Below are 20,609 nucleotides of genomic sequence, written 5' to 3' on the forward strand. Positions count from 1 at the left end.
TTATTTATTAATTTCTTTTCCTTCTTGAATAACTGAATCTACTATAAAAAGCGGTCTATTTCTAACTTGATTGTAAATTCTTAAAACATATTCTCCAATCAACCCTAACGATATTAACTGGACACCCGAAAAAAGTATAATTGCTAATATTGTTGCGCTAAATCCTTGAGGAACATCGTTATAATAAATTTTCCGATAGATATTATATCCAAAATAAATTAATGAAAAAATAACCGTCAAAAAGCCAAGTCTTGTAATAATTTTTACTGGAAAATCACTAAAGTTAAAAATTCCATTAAAGGCCAATTCAAACAATTTTGTCCAACTATATTTGGTTTCACCAGCATGTCTTTCATCTCTATCGTATTCATATGCTATTTGTTTATAACCAACCCAAGCTCTCATACCCCGTAAATATCTGCTTTGCTCGGGCATATTATTCATTGTGTCGACAACTCTCCTACTTAACATTGAAAAATCACCACTATCTATAGGTATATTAAAATTGGAAACCTTTTTTTGTAGTCTATAATAACTTGAATAGGCCATTTTTTTTATGAAACTTTCTTTTCTGTTTTTTCTAACAGCATAGATTACATCATATCCGTTTATTAATAAATCATAAAATTGATTAACCAATTCTGGTGGGTCTTGTAAGTCTCCATCAATAATCATTGCTCCTTTTTTTCCTCTTACATACTGTAAACCTGCGGTTACCGCCAATTGATGTCCATGATTTCTTGATAATAAGACGCCTGTAAACCTAGTGTCTTCCTTACAAATTTTTTGGATTAAAGTATCTGTCTTATCACTACTTCCATCATTAACCAAAATTACTTCACAAGAAAAACTGGTATTATTAATTACCGATGTAAGACGTTGTATTAATTTATCAAATACTTCTTCTTCATTATAAAGAGGAACTACAATCGAAATATCTATATTTTTAAAATTACTCATTTCTGAATTTTTTTCTCTGTAAAAATCTAACTAATATATTAATCTTCCTCTAAAAACCTCTTCAACATCAATTATCAGAGGTATATTTTCTAAAACAACATTGCCGGTTGCATTAATTATTCCTTCAATTTTTTGAACTGGGTAAACAAACATATCATTTGAACCTCTATGATACACTTTTATTAATTCTACGTATAAATCTTTTCCGTAAAAACGTCCGTTACCAAAATAAAAGTTTAATAACATTTCATTACTATGTCCTGTAATGTAGAAATTAGAAACGTTATTGTTTTCTACAACAAATTGTAAGTTATCAACCGCTATATAAAAATCACCTGTTCCAGCACCGTCAGAAACATCTATTGAAAATAAACGAACAATTGGTGAGTGTAACACGCCGTCAGATTGTATTTTTTGTTCGGTTTTACAATGCAGTTCTAATTCTGGTATTAAAGGTAAAATAGTTCCATCTGGAATAGTTACATAAACAGTAGTTTGTCCGTAATCTCTAGCAATATTACAAGAAGAATTATCTTTAACAATAAGCATATCGCCGTCTAATCTTACTTCTAAATCATCAATTATGTTATCTGATGTTTTGATTTTCACTTCATAATTTGGGCCTTCTTTAACAACTAAACCAACACCATCATAGACTTTAATTTTACTAAAGTTCTCCAACGGAAACGTTTGTGTGATTTGATTTCCATTTCCTTTGAAACAATCTTCAGAAATACCACAACTGGTTACCAAAATAAGGAAACAAAAAGTAACTATATGTAAAACAAATTTTCTCATATTATAATCGTACACCAAGTGTAGCTTCAATAGCTTCTGCTCTTCCACCGTGGGTTTTTAATCCAACTCCTGTGAAAATATTTTTATAAAGATAATATTTTATCCCAACTCTTTGATAGATGTCTATTTCATAATCAAAAGGTTTGTAAACATAATAGCCTAGTTGTGTTTCAATAGATAATTTATTAATGAATAATTCATGTCCAACAAACAGTCCAATTCGTTTATAGTCCGTTCCTGGTTCTGTATATGATTTATGATCTTGGGGAAATGCTACTGAAACAAACTCAATATAATCTTGTAAATAACGAGAGAAAAAAACATCTGTTCCTAATTGTAAAGCACTTTTTCTTCCAATTCGTTTATCGGCATACAAACCAATGTGATAAAATTGACGTTGACCCAAATGTGGAACAGGTCCTTCTGAAATTCCTGTTCTAAAAGCGATATTGTATTTGATTCGTTCTTTATAAGTGTCTTTTGATGGTAATGAATCAACTATAAACTCTTGTTTGTCGTTCAAATTATAATTCAATCCTACATTAAAGGCTATCGTGTTAATTCCGCTGTTTGGCGCTTTGAATCTTCCGTTAGAAAAATGAGTCAACATAAAACCAGCTTGAAGTCCTATTTTATCAATAATGTTTTCCTTCTTATATTGTAATAAAAAGTAGTTATTGTCCATAAATTTAGTTCCGAAAGCATTGTTTTTGTTGTTGGTTTCCTTGTCATAAGGTGAAGAAGTCATGCCAATTCCTTGCGAAATTCGAAACATCAATTGACGCTTGAAAAAATAAAAATTATAATGCACTCCAACCGCATGATTAACCCCTAAATATTGGTTTTTGAAATCTAAATAGTGATACGAAACACCATAGTCAGGATAATTATACACTTGTTGCCATTCTTTTTTTCCAAAGGTTTTCCAGTTGTAACTTAGCAAAAAACCATCTGGATGACCTGTGATTAAATGGCCAACATCATCCGTATGTTTATAGATATTCCCTCTAAAAAGTTGTACATCAAAATAGGTTGATACTTTTTCTTGAGAGAAAGAAAAAAAGAAAGAGAAGCAAAAAAGTAAAATTGTTTTTTTCATGAATTTACAATTGTTTTAAACATGCACTTAAACTAGTTTGCCAATCATTAATTTTAATATCGAATGTACTTTTAATTTTTGTTTTATCCAAAACACTATAGGCTGGCCTTTTGGCTGGCGTAGGATAAGCCGAAGTTGGAATAGGTTTTAAATCTATTGAAACTCCTTTTTGGCGAAATATTTCATTAGCAAAATCATACCAAGAACATTGCCTTTCGTTTGAGAAATTATAGATTCCGAAAGATGATGGATGATTGGATGATTGGATGATTTTTATCAAAACCTCAGCTAAATCAACAGCGTTTGTTGGTGTTCCAATTTGATCAGCAACAACAGAAAGACTATCACGTTCCGATGCCAATCGTAGCATGGTTTTCATAAAATTGTTTCCAAATTGAGAATACACCCAAGAAGTTCTAATGATAAAATGTTTTTCCCAATTTGCCTGAATCGCCTGCTCTCCTTGTAATTTTGTTAAACCATAAACGCCGCTTGGAAAAGGCACATCGGTTTCTGTAAGTCCAAAATCACTTTTTAAAGGCAATCTAAGTTCTCTATCATAATAGGCAATACCATCTGAAAAATAAGCATCAAAAACAAAATCAGTAGAAATATGAATTAAAATTGTATTGAACTTCTTGCAGGTAATCGCTAAATTTTCTGGTCCGTTTGCGTTAATATCAAAAGCTTTCGCTGGTTCGCTTTCAGCTTTATCAACTGCTGTGTATGCTGCTGCATTGATACAAAATTGAGGTTGATAGTTTGAAAAAACAGCTTGACAATTTTCTAAATTCGTAATGTCTAAGTCCGAAGAAGAACAAAACACAAAATCTATTTCAGGATATTTCCCAGAAATAGATTGAATTGCTTGTCCTAATTGTCCGTTTGCTCCTGTTACCAATACTACCATACTTTTTTAGCATTTTGTAGATTAGGTAATACTTTATCTTTATCAGAAATTATTAAATCTTGGATAGGAAAATTCCAATCGATATTTAGGGTTTCATCATTATATAGTATTCCACCTTCGCTTTCCTTATTGTAAAAATTATCGCATTTATAAAAGAAGGTTGCTGTTTCTGATAATACTAAAAACCCATGAGCAAAACCTCTCGGAACAAAAAACTGAGTTTTGTTTTCTGCCGAAAGCAAAACCGCCTCATATTGACCATAAGTGTCTGATTCTGGACGTAAATCTACCGCAACATCTAAAACTTCTCCATCAAGTACACGAACTAACTTTGCTTGAGCGTGTTCACCACATTGGTAATGCAATCCTCGTAAAACGCCTTTGGTTGAAAACGATTGGTTGTCTTGCACAAAAGTTACTTTTTGCCCAACGCCTTCTTGAAAAGTCTTTTCGTTGAAACTTTCCATGAAGTAACCGCGTTCGTCTTTTATTATTTTTGGCTCCAGGATAAAACATCCTTTAAGTTTGGTTTCTGTAAATTTCATAAAAATAATGTGTCAATTGGACGGTATGTCAATTAGCCAATTATCTTCATTGGCACATTGAATATTGGCATATTAGCTAATTAAATTAAGCTCATTAAATGTTTTCCGTAACCACTTTTTAGTAACGGTTCTGCCAATTTTTTTAATTGTTCAGCATTGATGAAACCCATTTTGTAAGCTGCTTCTTCAATAGCTCCAATTTTTAATCCTTGACGTTCTTCTATTACTTGTACAAATTGTCCAGCTTGCATTAAAGATTGAAATGTTCCGGTGTCTAACCATGCAGTTCCTCTATCTAAAATGGAAACTTTTAAATTTCCTTGCTCTAAATAGGCTTTATTGATATCGGTAATTTCTAACTCTCCGCGTGGACTTGGTTTAATATTTGCTGCTATTTCAACTACTTGATTGTCGTAAAAATAAATTCCAGGAACCGCAAAATTTGATTTTGGATGCGTTGGTTTTTCTTCAATAGATAAAACTTTACCAGCACCATCGAATTCAACTACTCCATAACGTTCTGGGTCATGAACATGATAAGCATAAACAATTCCTCCGTTTGGATTGCTGTTTTCTTGTAACAATTCGGCTAAACCTGTTCCGTAGAAAATATTATCTCCTAGAATTAAAGCTACTTTATCGTTTCCAATAAATTCTTTCCCAATGATAAACGCTTCGGCTAAACCATTTGGGTGCTCTTGAACGGCATATTCAAATTTACAACCTAATGATTTTCCATCACCTAATAATTGGCGAAATAAAGGTAAATCATGCGGTGTTGAAATAATTAAGATTTCGCTAATTCCTGCCCACATCAAAGTTGATAATGGATAGTAAATCATCGGTTTATCATAAATAGGCATTAATTGTTTGCTCACCGCTAATGTTAACGGATGTAAACGTGTGCCTGAACCTCCAGCTAATATAATTCCTTTCATTAGTTGTTATATTTTTGTAAATACCATTCGATGGTTTTCTTGATTCCTGATTCGAAATTTTCATCGGCTTTCCAGCCTAATTCATTTTCAATTTTTGTTGCATCAATAGCATAACGCAAATCATGACCTGGTCTGTCTTTTACAAATGTAATTTGGTCTTGATATTTTCCTTCAGATTTTGGTTGTAATTCATTCAAAATTGAACAAACAGTATCTACGATGTACAAATTATTACGTTCGTTTCTTCCGCCAATATTGTAGGTCTCTCCAGATTTTCCGGTTTTGAATGCCAATTCAATTCCTTTGCAATGATCTAAAACGTATAACCAATCGCGAACGTTTTTTCCATCGCCATAAATTGGAATATTTTCTCCTTTTATTGCTTTACGAATAATGGTTGGAATCAACTTTTCGTCATGTTGTTTTGGTCCGTAATTGTTAGAACAATTTGTGGTTACAACATTCATTCCATACGTATGAAAATAACTTCTTACAATCATATCTGAACCCGCTTTTGAAGCGGAATACGGACTATTTGGCGCATAAGGAGTGGTTTCTTCAAACAGACCTGTTTCGCCTAAAGTTCCATAAACCTCATCGGTAGAAACGTGGTGAAAACGCGAATTTTCAAATCCAACATTATATTGATTAGGAGCTGACATCCAAAGTTTTCTTGCGGTGTCCAATAAATTAAACGTTCCTAAAACATTAGTTTTTATAAAAGCTTCTGGACCCGAAATTGAATTATCAACATGGCTTTCTGCTGCGAAGTGAATCACATCATGAAATAGAAATTTTTGGAATAAATCTTCAACAAAATTTCTATCACAAATGTCACCTTGTACAAACGTATATCTTGGATGGTTTTCTACTTCTGAAACATTTTCTAAATTTCCAGCATACGTGAGTAAATCCAAATTTACTAAATGATAATCTGAATTGTTTTCTATAAAATAGGGAACGAAATTAGCCCCAATAAATCCGGCACCGCCTGTTACTAATATATTTTTCATTAGTTTTTAATTCTAGCTTCTTGGTTTTTATAAGTGTTTAATAATGAATACGATATAAGATAAACTAAAATTAAAATTAATGGAAATAAAATTTTATTATTTAACAATAGAGGTTTATAATCTCTAATGTTTATAATACTACTTTCTTCTTTGATTATCTTATCAAAAATATTTTCATTAGTTAGCAAATATTGTTTTTCTGCGATTAAACGATCTTTCTTTTCAACTAATTCTGGAATACTATTTTTTTCAGATATTGAAATTGTCCCTGAAGAGTTGTTAGAAGATAATAAGACAATTAGTTTGTCTATTTGATTAATAAGAGAATCGTTTAAAGTAATTTTATCTGCTAAATTTTTTTGATAAACTTTTTGTTGAACTTCAAAGTACGGATTAGAATTAAGATACTTTAAAAGAGGAAGGATAAACTCTTTTTCTTCAAACATACCTTTAGTTTGGATAGAAATTTTGTGATGATAATAATTTTTACTTGTTATCACGTCTTTCATAATTTTATCGATGTCGCCATCTTCGGCCATCAATTTAATTAATTCAAAATTGTTCTGTTGATCACGATTATTCACAAAATTATAAATTGCTGGAAAAGCCTCAATTTCAACACTGATAACATCTTCATAATTTTTTATTCCTAATTCTTTAAAAAAGGCTTCATCTTCCTCTCTTAATTTGGTATCTATTTGTTCAATTTTTTTATACAAATACTCATTACTTCCGAAATTAGGAATAACCGAAATTTCATGATTGTATGTTTTGGAATCAACCATATAGGCTAAAGCTACCCCAATAACAAACAAAATTCCGATGATAATTATTTTCTTTTTTACAAAAAATATTAAATCAAAAATATTATTCACTATTCCTTTGAAAAAGTTTTTTATTCCGTTCCCGATTTGTCTTAAATCGATTTCTTGATCTTGAGAATTTGTACTCATTAATTCTTATTTTACGTTAAAGATTTGTTCTAATATTTTTATTGTAATTAAATATGTAGGTTTTACACCTGTGGTTCCTAATCCACCTGAAGCCAATGTACTTCCAGTTTCTAATGGATTATCAGAAGCATAATAAGCATATCTAACTTTTACATTAGGATTGATACTTTTTCTGATTTTTGATGCCGATTGAATTGCTTTTTGATAATAAGCGCCTTCCATTTCTAATCCGATAGCTTCCCAAGTAGATTCGTGGAAAAATTTCAACAAATCTCTGTTTTGAAGCGATGTTCCTAAAACCGTAATCATTGGTCCTTCAAAAACCGGAATATCGTTTCCTTTCAACATTTCTGCTTTTAATTCGTTTTCAAAGAAATAATTATCTGCCGTTCCTTCATTCACGTGCGCTGTCGGAATCATGATATCGCCTTTTCCTCCTTCTAAAATTCCAGCTTTACCCATGATTGAAACCGATTCCACATTTAAAAACAGTTTGTTTTTAGCAATTTTATATGGTTTCAATAATTCATCAATGGTTTCATAAGCTTGCTCACCAAACGCATAATCCATAACGATTAAAACAGGTTTGTTTTCGCCTAAATTCGCTTTAGCAAAAGCTGTTTTTTTAATATCTATTTTAGCCGTATCAAAAATTTGTACGTCAATGTTAGTTCCAGAAGTATCAGGCAATGAAATCATTCCGTGTTGTAACGCAAAATCTTCCACTTTCTTGCGTAACTCTTTATTATTAGAACTACTTAAATCTTCAAATATTTGAAAATCAGCTGCATCTTTATATTTTTTTCCTAAAACAGGTTCAGCAAAAATAGAATTCATTACACTGTGCATATTTGCACTTATGATATGAATTGGTCTTTCAATCAAATAGTTTTTTACTAAAACTTCTTTAATGTTGTTTGCCCAAATTTCGCCGTAAATATGATGACCTAATCTTTCTCTTAAAATTGGGCTAAACGTAATGGTTCTTTTATTATTATCAACGACCTCTTCAATGGCTAATTTTCCTAACCAATATACAATGTGAAGGAAACGTTCTGGTGTTTCTGTAGTTCCAAAATCTTCATAAATTGCCTTTACTTCTGCAAAAGTTCTTCCTAAGATATTTGAAGCGTGCGAAATTGCTTTTTCTCTATCAACTAAAGTAAGTTTTTTGTTTTGTAAAACCACTTGCTCTAATTTTTCCCAATCGCGTGTAAATCTTCCTTCTTCGTCGATTAAAACTCTGTCTTTAATTTTATGCGATTCGATAAAAATAAAGGTCAAATGTGTTAAAATATCATAGATGTCTGAACGGCCACGTGTAATCTCGATATTCATTTGCTCATCGTCAATACGGTAACAATTTCTTCTTCTTTTTGGTGGAACTATTGCTTTAAAGTGCGAATTTGAATAGCCTTCATCTGAAGTTAAATTGATATAACGGCATTCTTCAATTCCAATTGGTAAACGTTCAATTACGTATAATAACCCATTTAATTCTACTTTTTCTTCGGCAATAGAACCGTAAATTTCAGGTCGAAGCGCTAATAAGGCTTCTCTTAAAGTTTCTCCCGAAACACCCATTGGTTTATAGAAACCTCTGTTAAATAAATGTCTCATGGTAATGTACAGTCGCTCAATAGCTGCTGAGGACTCTTGCGCTCTAGAACGCGAAATGTTTTTAATGTCTTTCATTAATATTTTGTTTTTCTAACCTGCAAAGTTACAATTTTATTTTTTAGTTGGTTAATATCAAATTTATTGAGGGTTCATTTAATTGTAATTTTTCTTGGAAATCTGCTTCTTGTTTGTTCCATTTTCCGAAAGAATACGTATAAAAAAAGTCTCTTTCAACAAAATTATACAATACATATGGTTGGTATTTTGTGCCTGTTTTATTGCTTTCAATCAATAGTTTTTCATAGGCTACAAAAATGCCTTTTTCTGGAAAAACCATGTCAAAATGAGATACATCAAATTTATGTCTTAAAACGCCTTTATTTAGAGTAACCACAAAATCTTTATTTAATAATTCTTTTCCAGGCGCGCCATTTTCGTCTACACTATAAAAATGTATTTTAATAGTTGCGCTGTCTATTCTACTATCTGTAAAAATGGTGACTTCTTTTATAAATTTCGTTTTAGAATACGATAACTGATACGGAAAAAACTTCGCTTCAACTTTTGGGCCGTTATCAAAAGATTGAAAAATAGCGTCTTTAATATTTCCTATTTCTATTTTTTTAGATTGCTTTTTATTAAGAACAACAATTTCATTTAGCTCGTACGTTGTTGGTTTTAAATTTACCAAAGAAATTTCGGAACCTTTAATGGTTTTTTTTTCATATCCTAAAACTGAAAAAACAATGTTTTTTTGTTTGGAAGCTTCTAAGAAAAAACTTCCGTTTGCTTCCGAAGTAGTTCCAATCGTTTCGTTCTCCACCCAAATATTCACATACGGAATGGGTTCGCCCGAAATACTGTCTTTGACCACGCCACGGATTTGCGAAAAAGCAAATTGTGAAACAATCAAAAAAATCCAAATCACTCTATTTTCTTTCATCTTTATTCTTTTATCTCAAAAAACTGAGCAATCTGTCTATCGTTGCTTAATCTTGGTAATTTATTTTGTCCGCCTAATTTACCTATCGATTTCATATACTCTTGAAAACCATTTTTTGGAACTTTGGTAATCACTAATGTTCTTAACACATTTCCAACAATCAAATCATCATAATACACGTTTTGTTTGCGCATAGCGGCATCAATCTTTAACGCAAACTCTTCTAAATTGTTTGGTTCATTTTCAAATTCGATAAACCATTCGTGATAAGGTAAGCCTTCGGTTGGTGTAATTTGTGGTGCTACAGTGAATTCATTTACACGAATATCGCTTCCTTCCATTGCTTCTTTTAAAGCTGATTCTACTTCTTTTCCAATAACATGTTCACCAAAAGCGGAAATATAATGTTTGATTCTTCCCGAGACAATTACTCGATAGGGTTTTAAACTCGTAAACTGAATAGTATCTCCAATATTATAAGCCCAAAGTCCGGCATTAGTCGAAATGATTAAAACGTAATTGACACCTAATTCTACTTCGCCAATGGTATAGCGTTTTGGATGTTCGGTGAAAAATTCGTCTGCTTTTATGAATTCGTAGAAAATACCAGAATTTAATAGCAATAGCATTCCTTTTTCATTCTGAGAATCTTGGTAAGCAAAAAAGCCTTCAGAAGCTGGAAACAATTCAATAGAATCGACTTTTCTTCCAATTAAATTTTCGAATTTCGCACGATAGGGTTCGTAATTTACACCGCCATAAATGAACAAATTGAAGTTTTTGAATATTTCGCCCACAGGCTTATTTGCTTTTGCTGCCAGTTTCTCAAAATACATTTGCACCCAAGACGGAATACCTGAAATCACCGACATGTCTTCGTTAATGGTTTCTTCTACAATCGCATTGACTTTAGTTTCCCAATCTTCAATACAATTGGTTTCCCAACTTGGCATGCGGTTTTTTTGTAAATATTTTGGAACAAAATGCGCGACAATTCCTGATAATCTTCCCAATTTTATGCCGTTTTTTTCTTCCAAAAGTGGACTTCCTTGCAAGAAAATCATTTTACCCTTTACAAATTCTGCTTTTCCTGTTTCGTGAATGTAACTTAAAATAGCATTTCGAGCCGCTTGAATATGAAACGGCATCGATTCTTTTGTCAACGGGATATATTTAGCTCCTGAAGTAGTTCCTGAAGTTTTAGCAAAATAAAGTGGTTTTCCTTTCCAAAGTACATTTTCTTCTCCTTTTACGACTTTATCAACATAGTGTTTTAATCCTTCGTAATCGCGAACTGGAACTTTTTGAGCAAAATCTGAGAAGGTTTTTATAGCTGAAAAATCATGGTCCTTTCCAAATTGCGTTTGAGCCGCTTCTTTAATTAAGGCTTCAAAAACTTGTTGTTGGGTTTCAATGGGATTATTGGCCCATTTTTGAGTTTTAGCGTGAATTCTTTTTGCAAATAATTTTGCTGCAAAAGCTTTTACTGACATGTTAATTGAAATTGATAAACTGAGTTGGGTCTATTGGGAAACCGTCTTTCCATAATTCAAAATGAAGTGTTGCACCCGAATTTTGTACATTATTAGCATTTCCGGCAAGAGCAATAACTTCACCTGATCGTACGATATTTCCTTGTGATTTTGTTACTGAAGCCGCATTTTTATAGACAGATAAAATATCATCTTTATGACGAACAATTACCACATAACCTGAACTTGGCGTCCAATCGGAAAAAATGATGGTTCCTGCTCCAACGGATTTTATTGGTGTGTTATTGGTTAAAGCGATTTTAACTGCTAAATGTTTATTAGCTACATTATATTTTTGTAAAATAGCACCCTGAGCAGGCGGAAATAATACAAAACTAACTTTAGGTTTTGAAGTTTCAAATACATTGTACTTGTCTTCTTTAATAACTTGATCTCTTAATTCTTGCTCTTTCTCTGTTGGTGAAAGTCCAGAAACATCAATTTCAGAAACATCTAACGCTTTGATAGAATCTTTATTCAGCTTTGCATACTCTAAATCGCCGGTTAATACTTTTTTGATGGAAGCAATGTAAGCGTTGTTGATTTTTACCGATTTTTCAAGAGAGTCTGATTTTATTGCCATTTCCAACGCTTCTTGTTTTAATTTTGAAGAAGCATAACCCGGAATATATTCGCGTAAAGGTGTAAATGCAATAATATAAGTGGTTACAAAAATGATTAAAATAGCGCCAATAGTTCCTACAACAAAGACATTCATTAAGTTTAATTTTAATGAAAACGTTTCTTCAAAAGTATCTTCGTTAAGAATAACTAATCTTCTTTTGTTGTATAACTTTTTAAGAAGTAACTGTCGTTTTAGCTTTTTGTTAGCCATTTATTGCATTAATTTATATCACAAATATACTAAATACAACGTGTTTGTAAATTGAAACCTGATAATAAATCGTTAAAAAATAATCATTTGGTAATTTCTTTATATCTTTGTACTTTAAATTTTAGAAAAAATGAATGCATTAGCTATATTTTTAGGCATAACAGGACCGTGGCAAATTGTTTTGGTAATCGTTGTTGTAATTTTACTTTTTGGAGGTAAAAAAATTCCAGAATTAATGAAAGGAATTGGTAGCGGAATTAAAGAATTCAAAAACGCTGCTAAAGACGATCAACCTGCAAATTCTAAAAAAGAAGAAGAAACTAAAGAATAATTTTCTTTAAATTCTAATATTAAAAACCCAAAATTCCAACTTTAATTAGCTGGAATTTTGGGTTTTGTTTTTTGACACCCCGCTAAAAGATGGGAATTATAAAATCATCGTCAACTGAATGCGTTTTCTCGCTTCATCTACCTCAACGACTTTTACTTGTACATGTTGGTGCATTTTTACCACTTCGTTTACATCGGAAACATAGCCTTCTTTTAGTTGCGAAATGTGCACCAAACCGCTTTCTTTGATTCCTACATCCACAAAACAACCAAAAGCGGTAATGTTATTTACGATTCCAGGTAAAATCATACCTGTTCGTAAATCTTTTATGGTTTTTACATTCGGGTCAAATTCGAAAATTTTTGCGGCTTTTCTTGGATCTAATCCTGGTTTTTCTAGCTCTTTTAAAATGTCTTTCAACGTTAAAATTCCGATTTCAGCCGTTATGTAATTTTCAGGTTTTATCTGTGCGATTTTTTCTTTGTTGGCGATTAATTCTGTGGTTTTGATACCTAAATCTTTTGCCATTTTTTCCACAATAGGATACGCTTCTGGATGCACTGCCGAGTTATCCAACGGATTTTTTCCATCACGAATTCTAATGAAAGCGGCGGCTTGTTGGTAAGCTTTTTCACCTAAACGTGGTACTTTTTTCAGTTGCTTTCTATCTTCAAAAGGTCCGTTTTCAGAACGAAAAGCTACAATATTTTCCGCCATTTTTTCACCAATTCCAGAAACATAACTCAGCAACGATTTACTTGCGGTGTTGATGTTAATTCCAACTGAATTTACACAACTCATCACAGTACTATCCAATGCTGATTGTAATTTGGTTTGATCAACATCGTGCTGATATTGCCCAACACCAATGGATTTTGGATCAATTTTTACCAATTCAGCTAATGGGTCAGAAAGTCGTCTTCCAATCGAAACCGAACCACGAACGGTAACATCATAATTTGAGAATTCTTCACGGGCTATCTTACTTGCTGAATACACAGATGCTCCTGCTTCCGAAACTACAAAAACTTGAACGGGTTTATCAAAAGCGATTTTTTTAATGAAAAATTCGGTTTCACGAGAAGCAGTTCCGTTTCCAATAGAAATGGCTTCAATGTTATACGCATTCACCATTGAGCGAATTTTCTTCATCGCCATAGCGGTATCGTTTTGTGGTGCGTGTGGATAAATGGTTTCATTGTTTAATAAATCACCTTTTTCATCCAAACAAACCACTTTACAACCGGTTCTGTAACCTGGGTCGATGGCTAAAATTCGTTTTTCTCCTAAAGGTGGTGCTAACAATAACTGACGTAAATTTTCGGAAAACACATCAATTGCTTTAATATCAGCTTTCGCTTTTGCTTCTTGCAAAGTTTCGTTTGAAATGGCTGGTTCTAACAAACGTTTGTAGCTGTCTTTAATGGCTAATTCTAAATGAGAAGTTGTATCAGAATTTTTATTTTTGATGATATTTTCTTCAATGAAATCTAAAGCTTCTTCTTTTTCAACAGCGACATTTAACTTCACAAAACCTTCCGCTTCGGCACGCAACATTGCTAATAAACGATGCGATGGCGCTTTAGAAATCGGTTCTGCCCAATCAAAATATTGGGAGAATTTTTGAGCTCCTTCGTCGTCTTTTTTAGTTTTAACGACTTTGGTTGTGATTTCGGCTTTTCGTTGGAACAAACGACGTAAGTTTTTACGAATAAAGATGTTTTCGTTAATCCATTCGGCGATGATATCGCGAGCGCCTTGTAACGCTTCGTCTTCGTTTTTAACGTTTGTATTCAAATATTTCGAGGCTAAAAATTCAATGTCGTCATTTCTCTGGCTCATGATGATTTTTGCTAACGGTTCCAATCCGTTTTCACGAGCGACATCGGCTTTGGTTTTTTTCTTCTTTTTGTAGGGTAAATAGAAATCTTCCAATTCTTGTAAATCAAAACTGTTTTCAATTTTAGATTTCAATTCAGGTGAAAGCGCATTTTGCTCTTCAATCGATTTTAAAATGCTTTCTTTTCGCTTGATGATTTCATCAAATTGTTTGTTTAATTTTGAAATCGCTTCGATTTGTACCTCATCTAAATTTCCGGTTTGATCTTTTCGGTAACGCGAAATAAACGGAATCGTACAATCTTCTAAAAGTAATTTTATAGTAGCTTCAATGCTTTTTGGAGCAATGTTGGTTTGGTTTTGAATGAATTGAATATTGGTCATTGTAAATAATAATTGAAATGCTAAAATACTATCTTTGGACAAAATTATTAGCTTTTGGAAGTACTATTTATTTATTTAATTGTGATTAACAGCCTTTGTTTTTTAACTTTTGGCTACGATAAATGGCAAGCTAAAAACAATAAAAGACGCATTTCGGAATTCAATTTGCTTTTATTGGCTGGAATTGGTGGAACTATTGGAGGATTAATAGGAATGAATTTTTTCAAACACAAAACCAATAAATTTTCTTTTATTTTGAGTTTCTACGCTATTGTGATTCTTCAGATTGTTTTATTATATTTCGGAATTCAAGCTTTTAAAAGCTAAACCTATATTTTCAATAACATCTGTTATTAACATACTTTCTTCACTTTGTGTTTGAAGTGTAATATCAGCTGCTAATCCGTGAAGATAAACTCCTAAAATAGCCGATTCTAAAGTAGTATAACCTTGTGCTAAAAATGAAGTAATCATTCCGGTTAACGCATCGCCAGAACCTCCTTTTGCTAAACCTGAATTTCCAGTGGTGTTTTCAAAAGTTTGAATTCCGTCAGTGATAAAAGTTTTATGTCCTTTTAAAACGATGACACAATTTAGTTCTTTAGCTTTTTTGATGGCTGTATTTCTTCTTTCCGATTCAGAATCATGTTCGCCAAATAATCGGTCAAATTCTTTTGGATGTGGTGTTAGAATGAATGGAAAATTAAAGTTTTTCCAATCGATTTTATATTTCGCTATTAAATTTAAAGCATCGGCATCAAAAACAACGGGAAGTTTATTTTCATACAATTCGTAAATGTATTGCAAACTAATTTCATCAACGCCAATTCCAGGACCAATTCCGATAGCATTAAATGGTGACAAATCATTCATCACACAAGAATTGGCATACATTGCTTCGGGAATCGAATTGAAAAGAACATTTTTGTTTTCGGGGTAAAAAACAACTGTTAATAAACCAACGCCCGAACGTAAGCAAGCTCTTGAAGCAATAATAGCAGCTCCCATTTTGTCTGTACTTTCTGCAATTAACAAAGCATGACCATGCGTTCCTTTGTTAGAATCACATGGTCGTTTTTTATAAGTGTTTTTAATACAATTCAAATCTATTTTTAAGAGTTCCATTTGAATTGATTTTAAGATTTTTGATTATTTACAAGCGATTTTTTTCACACGATTACCGTGTCTTCCACCTTCAAATGGAGTGTTTAAAAAAGTATCCACCATTTCAATAGCTTGCTGAATAGAAGTATAACGTGCTGGAATACTAATAATATTCGCATCATTATGTTGACGTGCTAAAGCGGCAATTTCTTTTGTCCAACATAAAGCCGCACGAATATCTTGGTGTTTGTTAGCTGTCATTGCAATTCCGTTTCCTGAACCGCAGATTACAATTCCTAAATCAGCTTTTTTTGATTCCACATCATACGCTACTGGATGACCAAAATCAGGATAATCTACACTATCAAAAGTATCGGTTCCGTGATTAAAAATGGTATGTCCTTTTTCTTCTAAATATTGAACAATAGCTTTTTTATAATCTGGACCAGCGTGGTCGTTTCCAATTGAAATTTTCATGTTGTGTGTTGTGTTGTTAATTATATTTTACAAAAGTAATCATTTGTTGTTTTATATTAAATTAGCTTTGTGTATAAATAATGAAGAAATGAAATTTCAAGCAAAAATTAAGTATTTCGACGAAAACAATTTAGGACACGGACCTTATATTGAAATTCCTGAAGCTATTTATCAAGAATTATTAAAAATCACAACCGATAAACGTGTAAAATGTACCTTAAATAATACAATTACGGTTAGTAGAGCAATGGCTCCAAAAGGAAGCTTTCATTACATTTTATTAAATAAAGAGGTTTTAAAAGAAAGTAAAATAAATGTGGGTGAAGATATAGTAGTAGAACTTCAACCTGATGAATCAAAATACAGAATGCCTATTTCGGAAGAAATGGAAGAAGTTTTATATAACGATCCTGAAGGAAGTATTTTATTTAATAAACTAACTCCTGGAGCGCAACGAACTCTTATTCATGTTATTAATCGATTTAAAAGTTCTAACTTAAAAATAGAACGCAGTTTTGTTATTTTGGAACACCTTAAAAAGACAAAAGGAAAAATAGATTTTGAACTTTTGAAAGAAGATTTTAAGAACCAACGAAACAATATGAAATTTTAACGTATTTCATTAAAAATCAATAAAGTATTCAATTTTCTACTATGATTTTTATCATATGTTAATTACTTATCGTAAATCGTTGATAATCAGTTAACCTTAATTTAACAATTATTGTTAACAACTTTGGATAGAAAATAAGAAGTTTTTTTTGGATGTTGATTAAAAATTTGTAATCCAAAACCACAATCAAAATTCCTAATTTAGTTTCACGATTTTTTAGAAAAGTTATCAATAGAAAAAAATCAGTTTTCAACAGAAATCAACAATTGAAGTTATTTACAAAACTATTATAAAATCAAATTTCAACAACTGTTGATAAGTATAAAATAAAGAATTTAGAAGGTCTTATTTTCAGTTCTTTACTAAATTTTAAAATTGTTAATTACGTTGTATAAGTAACGATAACTTTTAAAAACTACTTCTGTAAAAAAACTTATTCCACATATTAACACTCTATAATAACCATCATAAATTTAAATTTAATTAAAAATATTTTTTATTGTTTTTAATATATGTTGAAAACTTTCAGCTTTTAAAAAATTAAACAATTTTTAAATGATCGTCTTCGTTTAGTTTTTTTAGAATTTCTTTTACGGTTGCTTCATCGTTTGGATGTACTTTTAATTTTATGCCGCCATAAGCAATTGTGGCTAATGGATCGATTCCAACGATAGTTTCGTTTTCAAAAAAGTAAGCAATTCCTTCTTGCTCTAATAAATTTTTAATAATTAAAGTTTCGTGTTGGTAGTTAAAAACAGCAACGGTTACAAAATTTTCCATCTGAATTGATTTACATTATAAAGTTACGATAAGTTATTTTTATATTAAAACTGAAATACATTTTCGTTTTACATTGTTGTATTTTGTAACTTTAACCAATAATTGAAAATGATACAATGAGTAAGAAACCAAAAAAATTAGGAAATAAACCAAAAGATTTTACTGCACAAATATTTAAAATACTTTCAAGAGAACCTTCTAAATCTTTTAATTACAAGCAAATAGCTGCTGTTTTAGAGTTAAGCGATACCAAAAGCCGAAACGAAATTATTAGAGATTTAAAAATACTCAAAGCACAAGATAAAATTCACGAAACGGAAATTGGAAAATATCAAATTATTTCCAAAGCTGAATATTACGAAGGAATTATAGACATGACGTCTCGTAAAACAGGATATTTTGTTTGTGACGAATTAGAAGACGATGTTTTTGTTCCGTTTATTAACTTAAATCATGCTTTAGATGGCGATAAAGTGAAAGCTTATATCTACAACAGAAGAAGTTCACGTAAACCAGAAGCAGAAGTTTTAGAAATTTTAGAACGTAAAAAATCAGAATTTGTTGGGGTTATTGATGTGCAAAAAAACTTTGCTTTTGTAACCACTGCTAATGCTAAAATGTATACCGATATTTTCATTCCAAAAAATAAAATTGGAGATGCAGAACACGGTGATGTTGTTTTAGTAACCTTAGAAGATTGGCCTAAAAAAGCCGATTCTCCTTTTGGTTCTGTGATAAAAGTGTTAGGAAAACCAGGTGAACACAATACAGAAATTCACGCGATTTTAGCTGAATATGGTTTACCGTATGATTTTCCAATTGAAGTGGAAGCATATGCAAATAAAATAGATACTTCAATCACAGAAGAAGAAATAAAAAAACGTCGCGATATGCGTGATGTTTTAACGTTTACGATTGACCCGAAAGATGCAAAAGATTTTGATGATGCGTTATCGTTTCAGGTTTTAGAAAATGGAAATTACGAAATCGGAGTTCATATTGCCGATGTTTCGCATTACCTTCAAGAAGGAACGATTTTAGATGATGAAGCGTATAAAAGAGCAACTTCTGTGTATTTGGTAGATAGAGTAGTTCCAATGTTACCTGAAGTGTTATCTAATTTTGCATGTTCACTTCGTCCACATGAAGAAAAATATACGTTTTCAGCTGTTTTTCAATTAAATAATAAAGCGGAAGTTTTAGATGCATGGTTTGGAAGAACAGTAACGTATTCTGATCAACGTTTTGCGTATGAAGAAGCTCAGAGTATCATAGAAACTAAAAGTGATGTTATTCCAGCCAAAATTTCATTAACTGGAAGCGAATATATCGTTCCAAAACCAATAGTTGATGCTACTTTAAAAATGGATGAATTAGCTAAAATTCTTCGTAGAAAAAGAATGGCAGCTGGAGCAATTTCGTTTGATAAAGTAGAAGTAAAATTCAATTTAAATGAAGATGCAGAACCAATTGGAGTTTACTTCAAACAAAGTAAAGATGCGAATCATTTGATTGAAGAATTCATGTTGTTAGCCAATAGAAAAGTAGCAGAATTCATTGGGAAACAAAAGAAAACCTTTATTTATAGAATTCACGATGAGCCTAATGAAGATAAATTAATCAATCTTCAAACGGTGATTGCTAAGTTTGGATATTCGATAAATTTCAAATCTAAAAAAGACATTTCAAGTTCGTTGAATAATTTACTTTCAGAAGTTGTGGGTAAAAAAGAACAAAATTTAGTGGATACGCTTACAATTCGAAGTATGAGTAAAGCAGCTTATTCAACTGAAAATATTGGTCACTACGGATTAGCATTTGATTATTATAGTCATTTTACATCGCCAATTCGACGTTATCCTGATGTAATGGCACACCGTTTGTTACAATTTTACATAGATGGCGGAAAAAGTGTAAGTGAAGAAGAATACGAAGAAAAATGTGTGCATTCTTCACAAATGGAAGGTTTAGCGGCTCAAGCCGAACGTGATTCTGTGAAATACATGCAAGTAAAATACATGCAAGATCACAAAGACGAAGAGTTTTTAGGTGTAATTTCTGGTGTAACAGAATGGGGAATTTATGTAGAAATTATCGAAAACAAATGCGAAGGAATGGTTAGAATTCGTGAAATAAAAGATGATTATTACACGTTTGATGACAAACAATATGCTTTAGTTGGTGAAGTTTCTAAAAACATTTTACAATTAGGAGACGAAATTTACGTTAAAGTAAAAAATGCTGATTTAGTGAAAAAACAATTAGATTTTCATTATTTGAGAAAGAAAGAATAGTTATGAAAAGAATATTATTATCAATATTTTATCTAAGCAATTTTATAATTTATGCTCAAGATTTTAAAAGGAATCAAAATGAATCTGCAACAGATTTTGTAAGTAAAAATATTCCTTTTGAAGAAACAAGAGTTATTGAATTATTTGATAAAGTTGTTGAATCTGAATATTGGTTTAAGGGAAAAAAAGTAATTTTTTGTTTTTATGAAAATTATAATCAAAATATAAAAATTCCAGATACTTACATTCAAGCATATGTTTTTATTGAATTATCAAGTAACATTTACAGAAGAATATTTATAGATAATTTTAATGTAGGAGATAAAGAAATCAATGGAATAAAAATTGAAAGTATATTTTTTTCTAATATTGATAATGATTCAGACAAAGAGTTAGGAATTATTATCAGTCAAATAACCGGTGAAGGAGATACAATTGATTATGAAGGAAGGTTGTTTTTTACTAAATTTTATGATAAACCAAATTATAACCAATTACCTAAGAGTTTAAATAATAATACTTCTTTTGATTCAATTTTTTATGAGTTAGAAGGAAAAATTGATGATGGTGAATTTAAAAAAGCTAAATTTAAAACAGCTTCAGACGTAAAGAATAAATTAAAACAATTAGGATTTTAAACA

The 20,609-nt window shown here is 31.3% G+C and carries 21 protein-coding genes; 5 read left to right on the forward strand and 16 right to left on the reverse strand.

The features are described 5' to 3' along the window. The 12 genes from M9Q43_RS01865 to M9Q43_RS01920 form a co-directional block, all read right to left on the reverse strand. Positions 1–960, reverse strand: a complete 960-nt coding sequence (locus tag M9Q43_RS01865) for a glycosyltransferase family 2 protein (RefSeq protein WP_262317279.1) — start codon at positions 958–960, stop codon at positions 1–3. Between the two features lie 30 nt (positions 961–990). Continuing rightward, a complete protein-coding gene (locus M9Q43_RS01870; RefSeq protein WP_262317280.1) occupies positions 991–1,758 on the reverse strand; it encodes a DUF2807 domain-containing protein in 768 nt (255 codons plus the stop codon). 1 nt (position 1,759) lies between these two features. Continuing rightward, a complete protein-coding gene (locus M9Q43_RS01875) occupies positions 1,760–2,857 on the reverse strand; it encodes an acyloxyacyl hydrolase (protein WP_262317281.1) in 1,098 nt (365 codons plus the stop codon). A 4-nt stretch (positions 2,858–2,861) separates the two neighbouring features. Further along, on the reverse strand, positions 2,862–3,767 hold the full coding sequence (gene rfbD / locus M9Q43_RS01880) for a dTDP-4-dehydrorhamnose reductase (protein WP_262317282.1): 906 nt from the start codon (positions 3,765–3,767) through the stop codon (positions 2,862–2,864). Continuing rightward, positions 3,761–4,312, reverse strand: a complete 552-nt coding sequence (gene rfbC / locus M9Q43_RS01885; protein ID WP_262317283.1) for a dTDP-4-dehydrorhamnose 3,5-epimerase — start codon at positions 4,310–4,312, stop codon at positions 3,761–3,763. The genes rfbD and rfbC overlap by 7 nt, the downstream gene beginning before the upstream one ends. A gap of 80 nt (positions 4,313–4,392) precedes the next feature. Beyond that, positions 4,393–5,250 (reverse strand): glucose-1-phosphate thymidylyltransferase RfbA, encoded by an 858-nt coding sequence (gene rfbA / locus M9Q43_RS01890; RefSeq protein ID WP_262317284.1) that lies wholly within the window; start codon positions 5,248–5,250, stop codon positions 4,393–4,395. Continuing rightward, complete coding sequence (rfbB, locus tag M9Q43_RS01895; RefSeq protein ID WP_262317285.1) at positions 5,250–6,263, reverse strand: dTDP-glucose 4,6-dehydratase; 1,014 nt, start codon at positions 6,261–6,263, stop codon at positions 5,250–5,252. Before rfbB ends, rfbA begins: the two co-directional genes overlap by 1 nt. Then, the gene (locus M9Q43_RS01900) at positions 6,263–7,216 is read right to left on the reverse strand and encodes a hypothetical protein (protein ID WP_262317286.1); all 954 of its coding nucleotides are present in this window, start codon (positions 7,214–7,216) and stop codon (positions 6,263–6,265) included. Before M9Q43_RS01900 ends, rfbB begins: the two co-directional genes overlap by 1 nt. A gap of 6 nt (positions 7,217–7,222) precedes the next feature. Next, positions 7,223–8,911 carry a DUF6909 family protein gene (locus M9Q43_RS01905; protein ID WP_262317287.1) on the reverse strand — a complete coding sequence of 563 codons (1,689 nt, stop codon included), beginning with the start codon at positions 8,909–8,911 and terminating at the stop codon, positions 7,223–7,225. 43 nt (positions 8,912–8,954) lie between these two features. Further along, the gene (locus M9Q43_RS01910) at positions 8,955–9,779 is read right to left on the reverse strand and encodes a carboxypeptidase-like regulatory domain-containing protein (protein ID WP_262317288.1); all 825 of its coding nucleotides are present in this window, start codon (positions 9,777–9,779) and stop codon (positions 8,955–8,957) included. Positions 9,780–9,781: 2 nt separating this feature from the next. Continuing rightward, positions 9,782–11,272 carry a GH3 auxin-responsive promoter family protein gene (locus M9Q43_RS01915; RefSeq protein ID WP_262317289.1) on the reverse strand — a complete coding sequence of 497 codons (1,491 nt, stop codon included), beginning with the start codon at positions 11,270–11,272 and terminating at the stop codon, positions 9,782–9,784. A gap of 1 nt (position 11,273) precedes the next feature. Continuing rightward, positions 11,274–12,146 carry a murein hydrolase activator EnvC family protein gene (locus M9Q43_RS01920; protein ID WP_262317290.1) on the reverse strand — a complete coding sequence of 291 codons (873 nt, stop codon included), beginning with the start codon at positions 12,144–12,146 and terminating at the stop codon, positions 11,274–11,276. Between the two features lie 130 nt (positions 12,147–12,276). Between M9Q43_RS01920 and tatA the strand changes: the two genes are divergently transcribed. Further along, positions 12,277–12,477, forward strand: a complete 201-nt coding sequence (tatA, locus tag M9Q43_RS01925) for a twin-arginine translocase TatA/TatE family subunit (RefSeq protein WP_262317291.1) — start codon at positions 12,277–12,279, stop codon at positions 12,475–12,477. A 96-nt stretch (positions 12,478–12,573) separates the two neighbouring features. Here tatA and M9Q43_RS01930 read toward each other — a convergent pair whose 3' ends face one another. Then, positions 12,574–14,700, reverse strand: coding sequence for a Tex family protein (locus M9Q43_RS01930; RefSeq protein WP_262317428.1), 2,127 nt, complete (start codon positions 14,698–14,700; stop codon positions 12,574–12,576). Positions 14,701–14,754: 54 nt separating this feature from the next. Here M9Q43_RS01930 and M9Q43_RS01935 point away from each other — a divergent pair, with 54 nt between their 5' ends. Beyond that, the gene (locus tag M9Q43_RS01935) at positions 14,755–15,027 is read left to right on the forward strand and encodes a DUF1294 domain-containing protein (protein ID WP_262317292.1); all 273 of its coding nucleotides are present in this window, start codon (positions 14,755–14,757) and stop codon (positions 15,025–15,027) included. Here the strand turns inward: M9Q43_RS01935 and M9Q43_RS01940 are convergent. Together M9Q43_RS01940 and rpiB are read right to left on the reverse strand one after the other, a co-directional pair. Further along, a complete protein-coding gene (locus M9Q43_RS01940) occupies positions 14,995–15,825 on the reverse strand; it encodes an NAD(P)H-hydrate dehydratase (protein ID WP_262317293.1) in 831 nt (276 codons plus the stop codon). The two genes, M9Q43_RS01935 and M9Q43_RS01940, sit on opposite strands and share 33 nt — an antisense overlap. A 24-nt stretch (positions 15,826–15,849) precedes the next feature. Beyond that, the gene (gene rpiB / locus M9Q43_RS01945) at positions 15,850–16,281 is read right to left on the reverse strand and encodes a ribose 5-phosphate isomerase B (RefSeq protein ID WP_262317294.1); all 432 of its coding nucleotides are present in this window, start codon (positions 16,279–16,281) and stop codon (positions 15,850–15,852) included. Positions 16,282–16,369: 88 nt separating this feature from the next. On the opposite strand from rpiB, the gene M9Q43_RS01950 reads away from it, so the two are divergent. Then, entirely contained in the window at positions 16,370–16,894 is a 525-nt protein-coding gene (locus tag M9Q43_RS01950) for a DUF1905 domain-containing protein (protein WP_262317295.1), read from the forward strand. A gap of 540 nt (positions 16,895–17,434) precedes the next feature. On the opposite strand, the gene M9Q43_RS01955 is transcribed toward M9Q43_RS01950, so the two are convergent. Continuing rightward, positions 17,435–17,674 (reverse strand): DUF2007 domain-containing protein, encoded by a 240-nt coding sequence (locus M9Q43_RS01955; RefSeq protein ID WP_262317296.1) that lies wholly within the window; start codon positions 17,672–17,674, stop codon positions 17,435–17,437. A 116-nt stretch (positions 17,675–17,790) separates the two neighbouring features. Between M9Q43_RS01955 and rnr the strand changes: the two genes are divergently transcribed. Together rnr and M9Q43_RS01965 are read left to right on the forward strand one after the other, a co-directional pair. Beyond that, positions 17,791–19,968 (forward strand): ribonuclease R, encoded by a 2,178-nt coding sequence (gene rnr, locus M9Q43_RS01960; RefSeq protein WP_262317297.1) that lies wholly within the window; start codon positions 17,791–17,793, stop codon positions 19,966–19,968. A gap of 2 nt (positions 19,969–19,970) precedes the next feature. Then, positions 19,971–20,606: a hypothetical protein gene (locus M9Q43_RS01965; RefSeq protein ID WP_262317298.1), complete on the forward strand. Its 636-nt coding sequence runs from the start codon at positions 19,971–19,973 to the stop codon at positions 20,604–20,606. Positions 20,607–20,609 lie beyond the last annotated feature (3 nt).

The sequence above is a fragment of the Flavobacterium odoriferum genome (assembly GCF_025499515.1).
GTDB lineage: Bacteria > Bacteroidota > Bacteroidia > Flavobacteriales > Flavobacteriaceae > Flavobacterium > Flavobacterium odoriferum.

Excerpts from the sequence above, each read along its gene's own strand:
- M9Q43_RS01915 (WP_262317289.1), bottom strand. The coding sequence starts at position 11,272 with ATGTCAGTAAAAGCTTTTGCAGCAAAATTATTTGCAAAAAGAATTCAC.
- M9Q43_RS01920 (WP_262317290.1), bottom strand. The coding sequence starts at position 12,146 with ATGGCTAACAAAAAGCTAAAACGACAGTTACTTCTTAAAAAGTTATAC.
- M9Q43_RS01910 (WP_262317288.1), bottom strand. The coding sequence starts at position 9,779 with ATGAAAGAAAATAGAGTGATTTGGATTTTTTTGATTGTTTCACAATTT.
- rfbB (WP_262317285.1), bottom strand. The coding sequence starts at position 6,263 with ATGAAAAATATATTAGTAACAGGCGGTGCCGGATTTATTGGGGCTAAT.
- rpiB (WP_262317294.1), bottom strand. The coding sequence starts at position 16,281 with ATGAAAATTTCAATTGGAAACGACCACGCTGGTCCAGATTATAAAAAA.
- M9Q43_RS01955 (WP_262317296.1), bottom strand. The coding sequence starts at position 17,674 with ATGGAAAATTTTGTAACCGTTGCTGTTTTTAACTACCAACACGAAACT.
- M9Q43_RS01900 (WP_262317286.1), bottom strand. The coding sequence starts at position 7,216 with ATGAGTACAAATTCTCAAGATCAAGAAATCGATTTAAGACAAATCGGG.
- M9Q43_RS01965 (WP_262317298.1), top strand. The coding sequence starts at position 19,971 with ATGAAAAGAATATTATTATCAATATTTTATCTAAGCAATTTTATAATT.
- rfbA (WP_262317284.1), bottom strand. The coding sequence starts at position 5,250 with ATGAAAGGAATTATATTAGCTGGAGGTTCAGGCACACGTTTACATCCG.
- M9Q43_RS01875 (WP_262317281.1), bottom strand. The coding sequence starts at position 2,857 with ATGAAAAAAACAATTTTACTTTTTTGCTTCTCTTTCTTTTTTTCTTTC.
- rnr (WP_262317297.1), top strand. The coding sequence starts at position 17,791 with ATGAGTAAGAAACCAAAAAAATTAGGAAATAAACCAAAAGATTTTACT.
- M9Q43_RS01950 (WP_262317295.1), top strand. The coding sequence starts at position 16,370 with ATGAAATTTCAAGCAAAAATTAAGTATTTCGACGAAAACAATTTAGGA.
- M9Q43_RS01870 (WP_262317280.1), bottom strand. The coding sequence starts at position 1,758 with ATGAGAAAATTTGTTTTACATATAGTTACTTTTTGTTTCCTTATTTTG.
- rfbC (WP_262317283.1), bottom strand. The coding sequence starts at position 4,312 with ATGAAATTTACAGAAACCAAACTTAAAGGATGTTTTATCCTGGAGCCA.
- M9Q43_RS01865 (WP_262317279.1), bottom strand. The coding sequence starts at position 960 with ATGAGTAATTTTAAAAATATAGATATTTCGATTGTAGTTCCTCTTTAT.
- tatA (WP_262317291.1), top strand. The coding sequence starts at position 12,277 with ATGAATGCATTAGCTATATTTTTAGGCATAACAGGACCGTGGCAAATT.
- rfbD (WP_262317282.1), bottom strand. The coding sequence starts at position 3,767 with ATGGTAGTATTGGTAACAGGAGCAAACGGACAATTAGGACAAGCAATT.
- M9Q43_RS01940 (WP_262317293.1), bottom strand. The coding sequence starts at position 15,825 with ATGGAACTCTTAAAAATAGATTTGAATTGTATTAAAAACACTTATAAA.
- M9Q43_RS01905 (WP_262317287.1), bottom strand. The coding sequence starts at position 8,911 with ATGAAAGACATTAAAAACATTTCGCGTTCTAGAGCGCAAGAGTCCTCA.
- M9Q43_RS01930 (WP_262317428.1), bottom strand. The coding sequence starts at position 14,700 with ATGACCAATATTCAATTCATTCAAAACCAAACCAACATTGCTCCAAAA.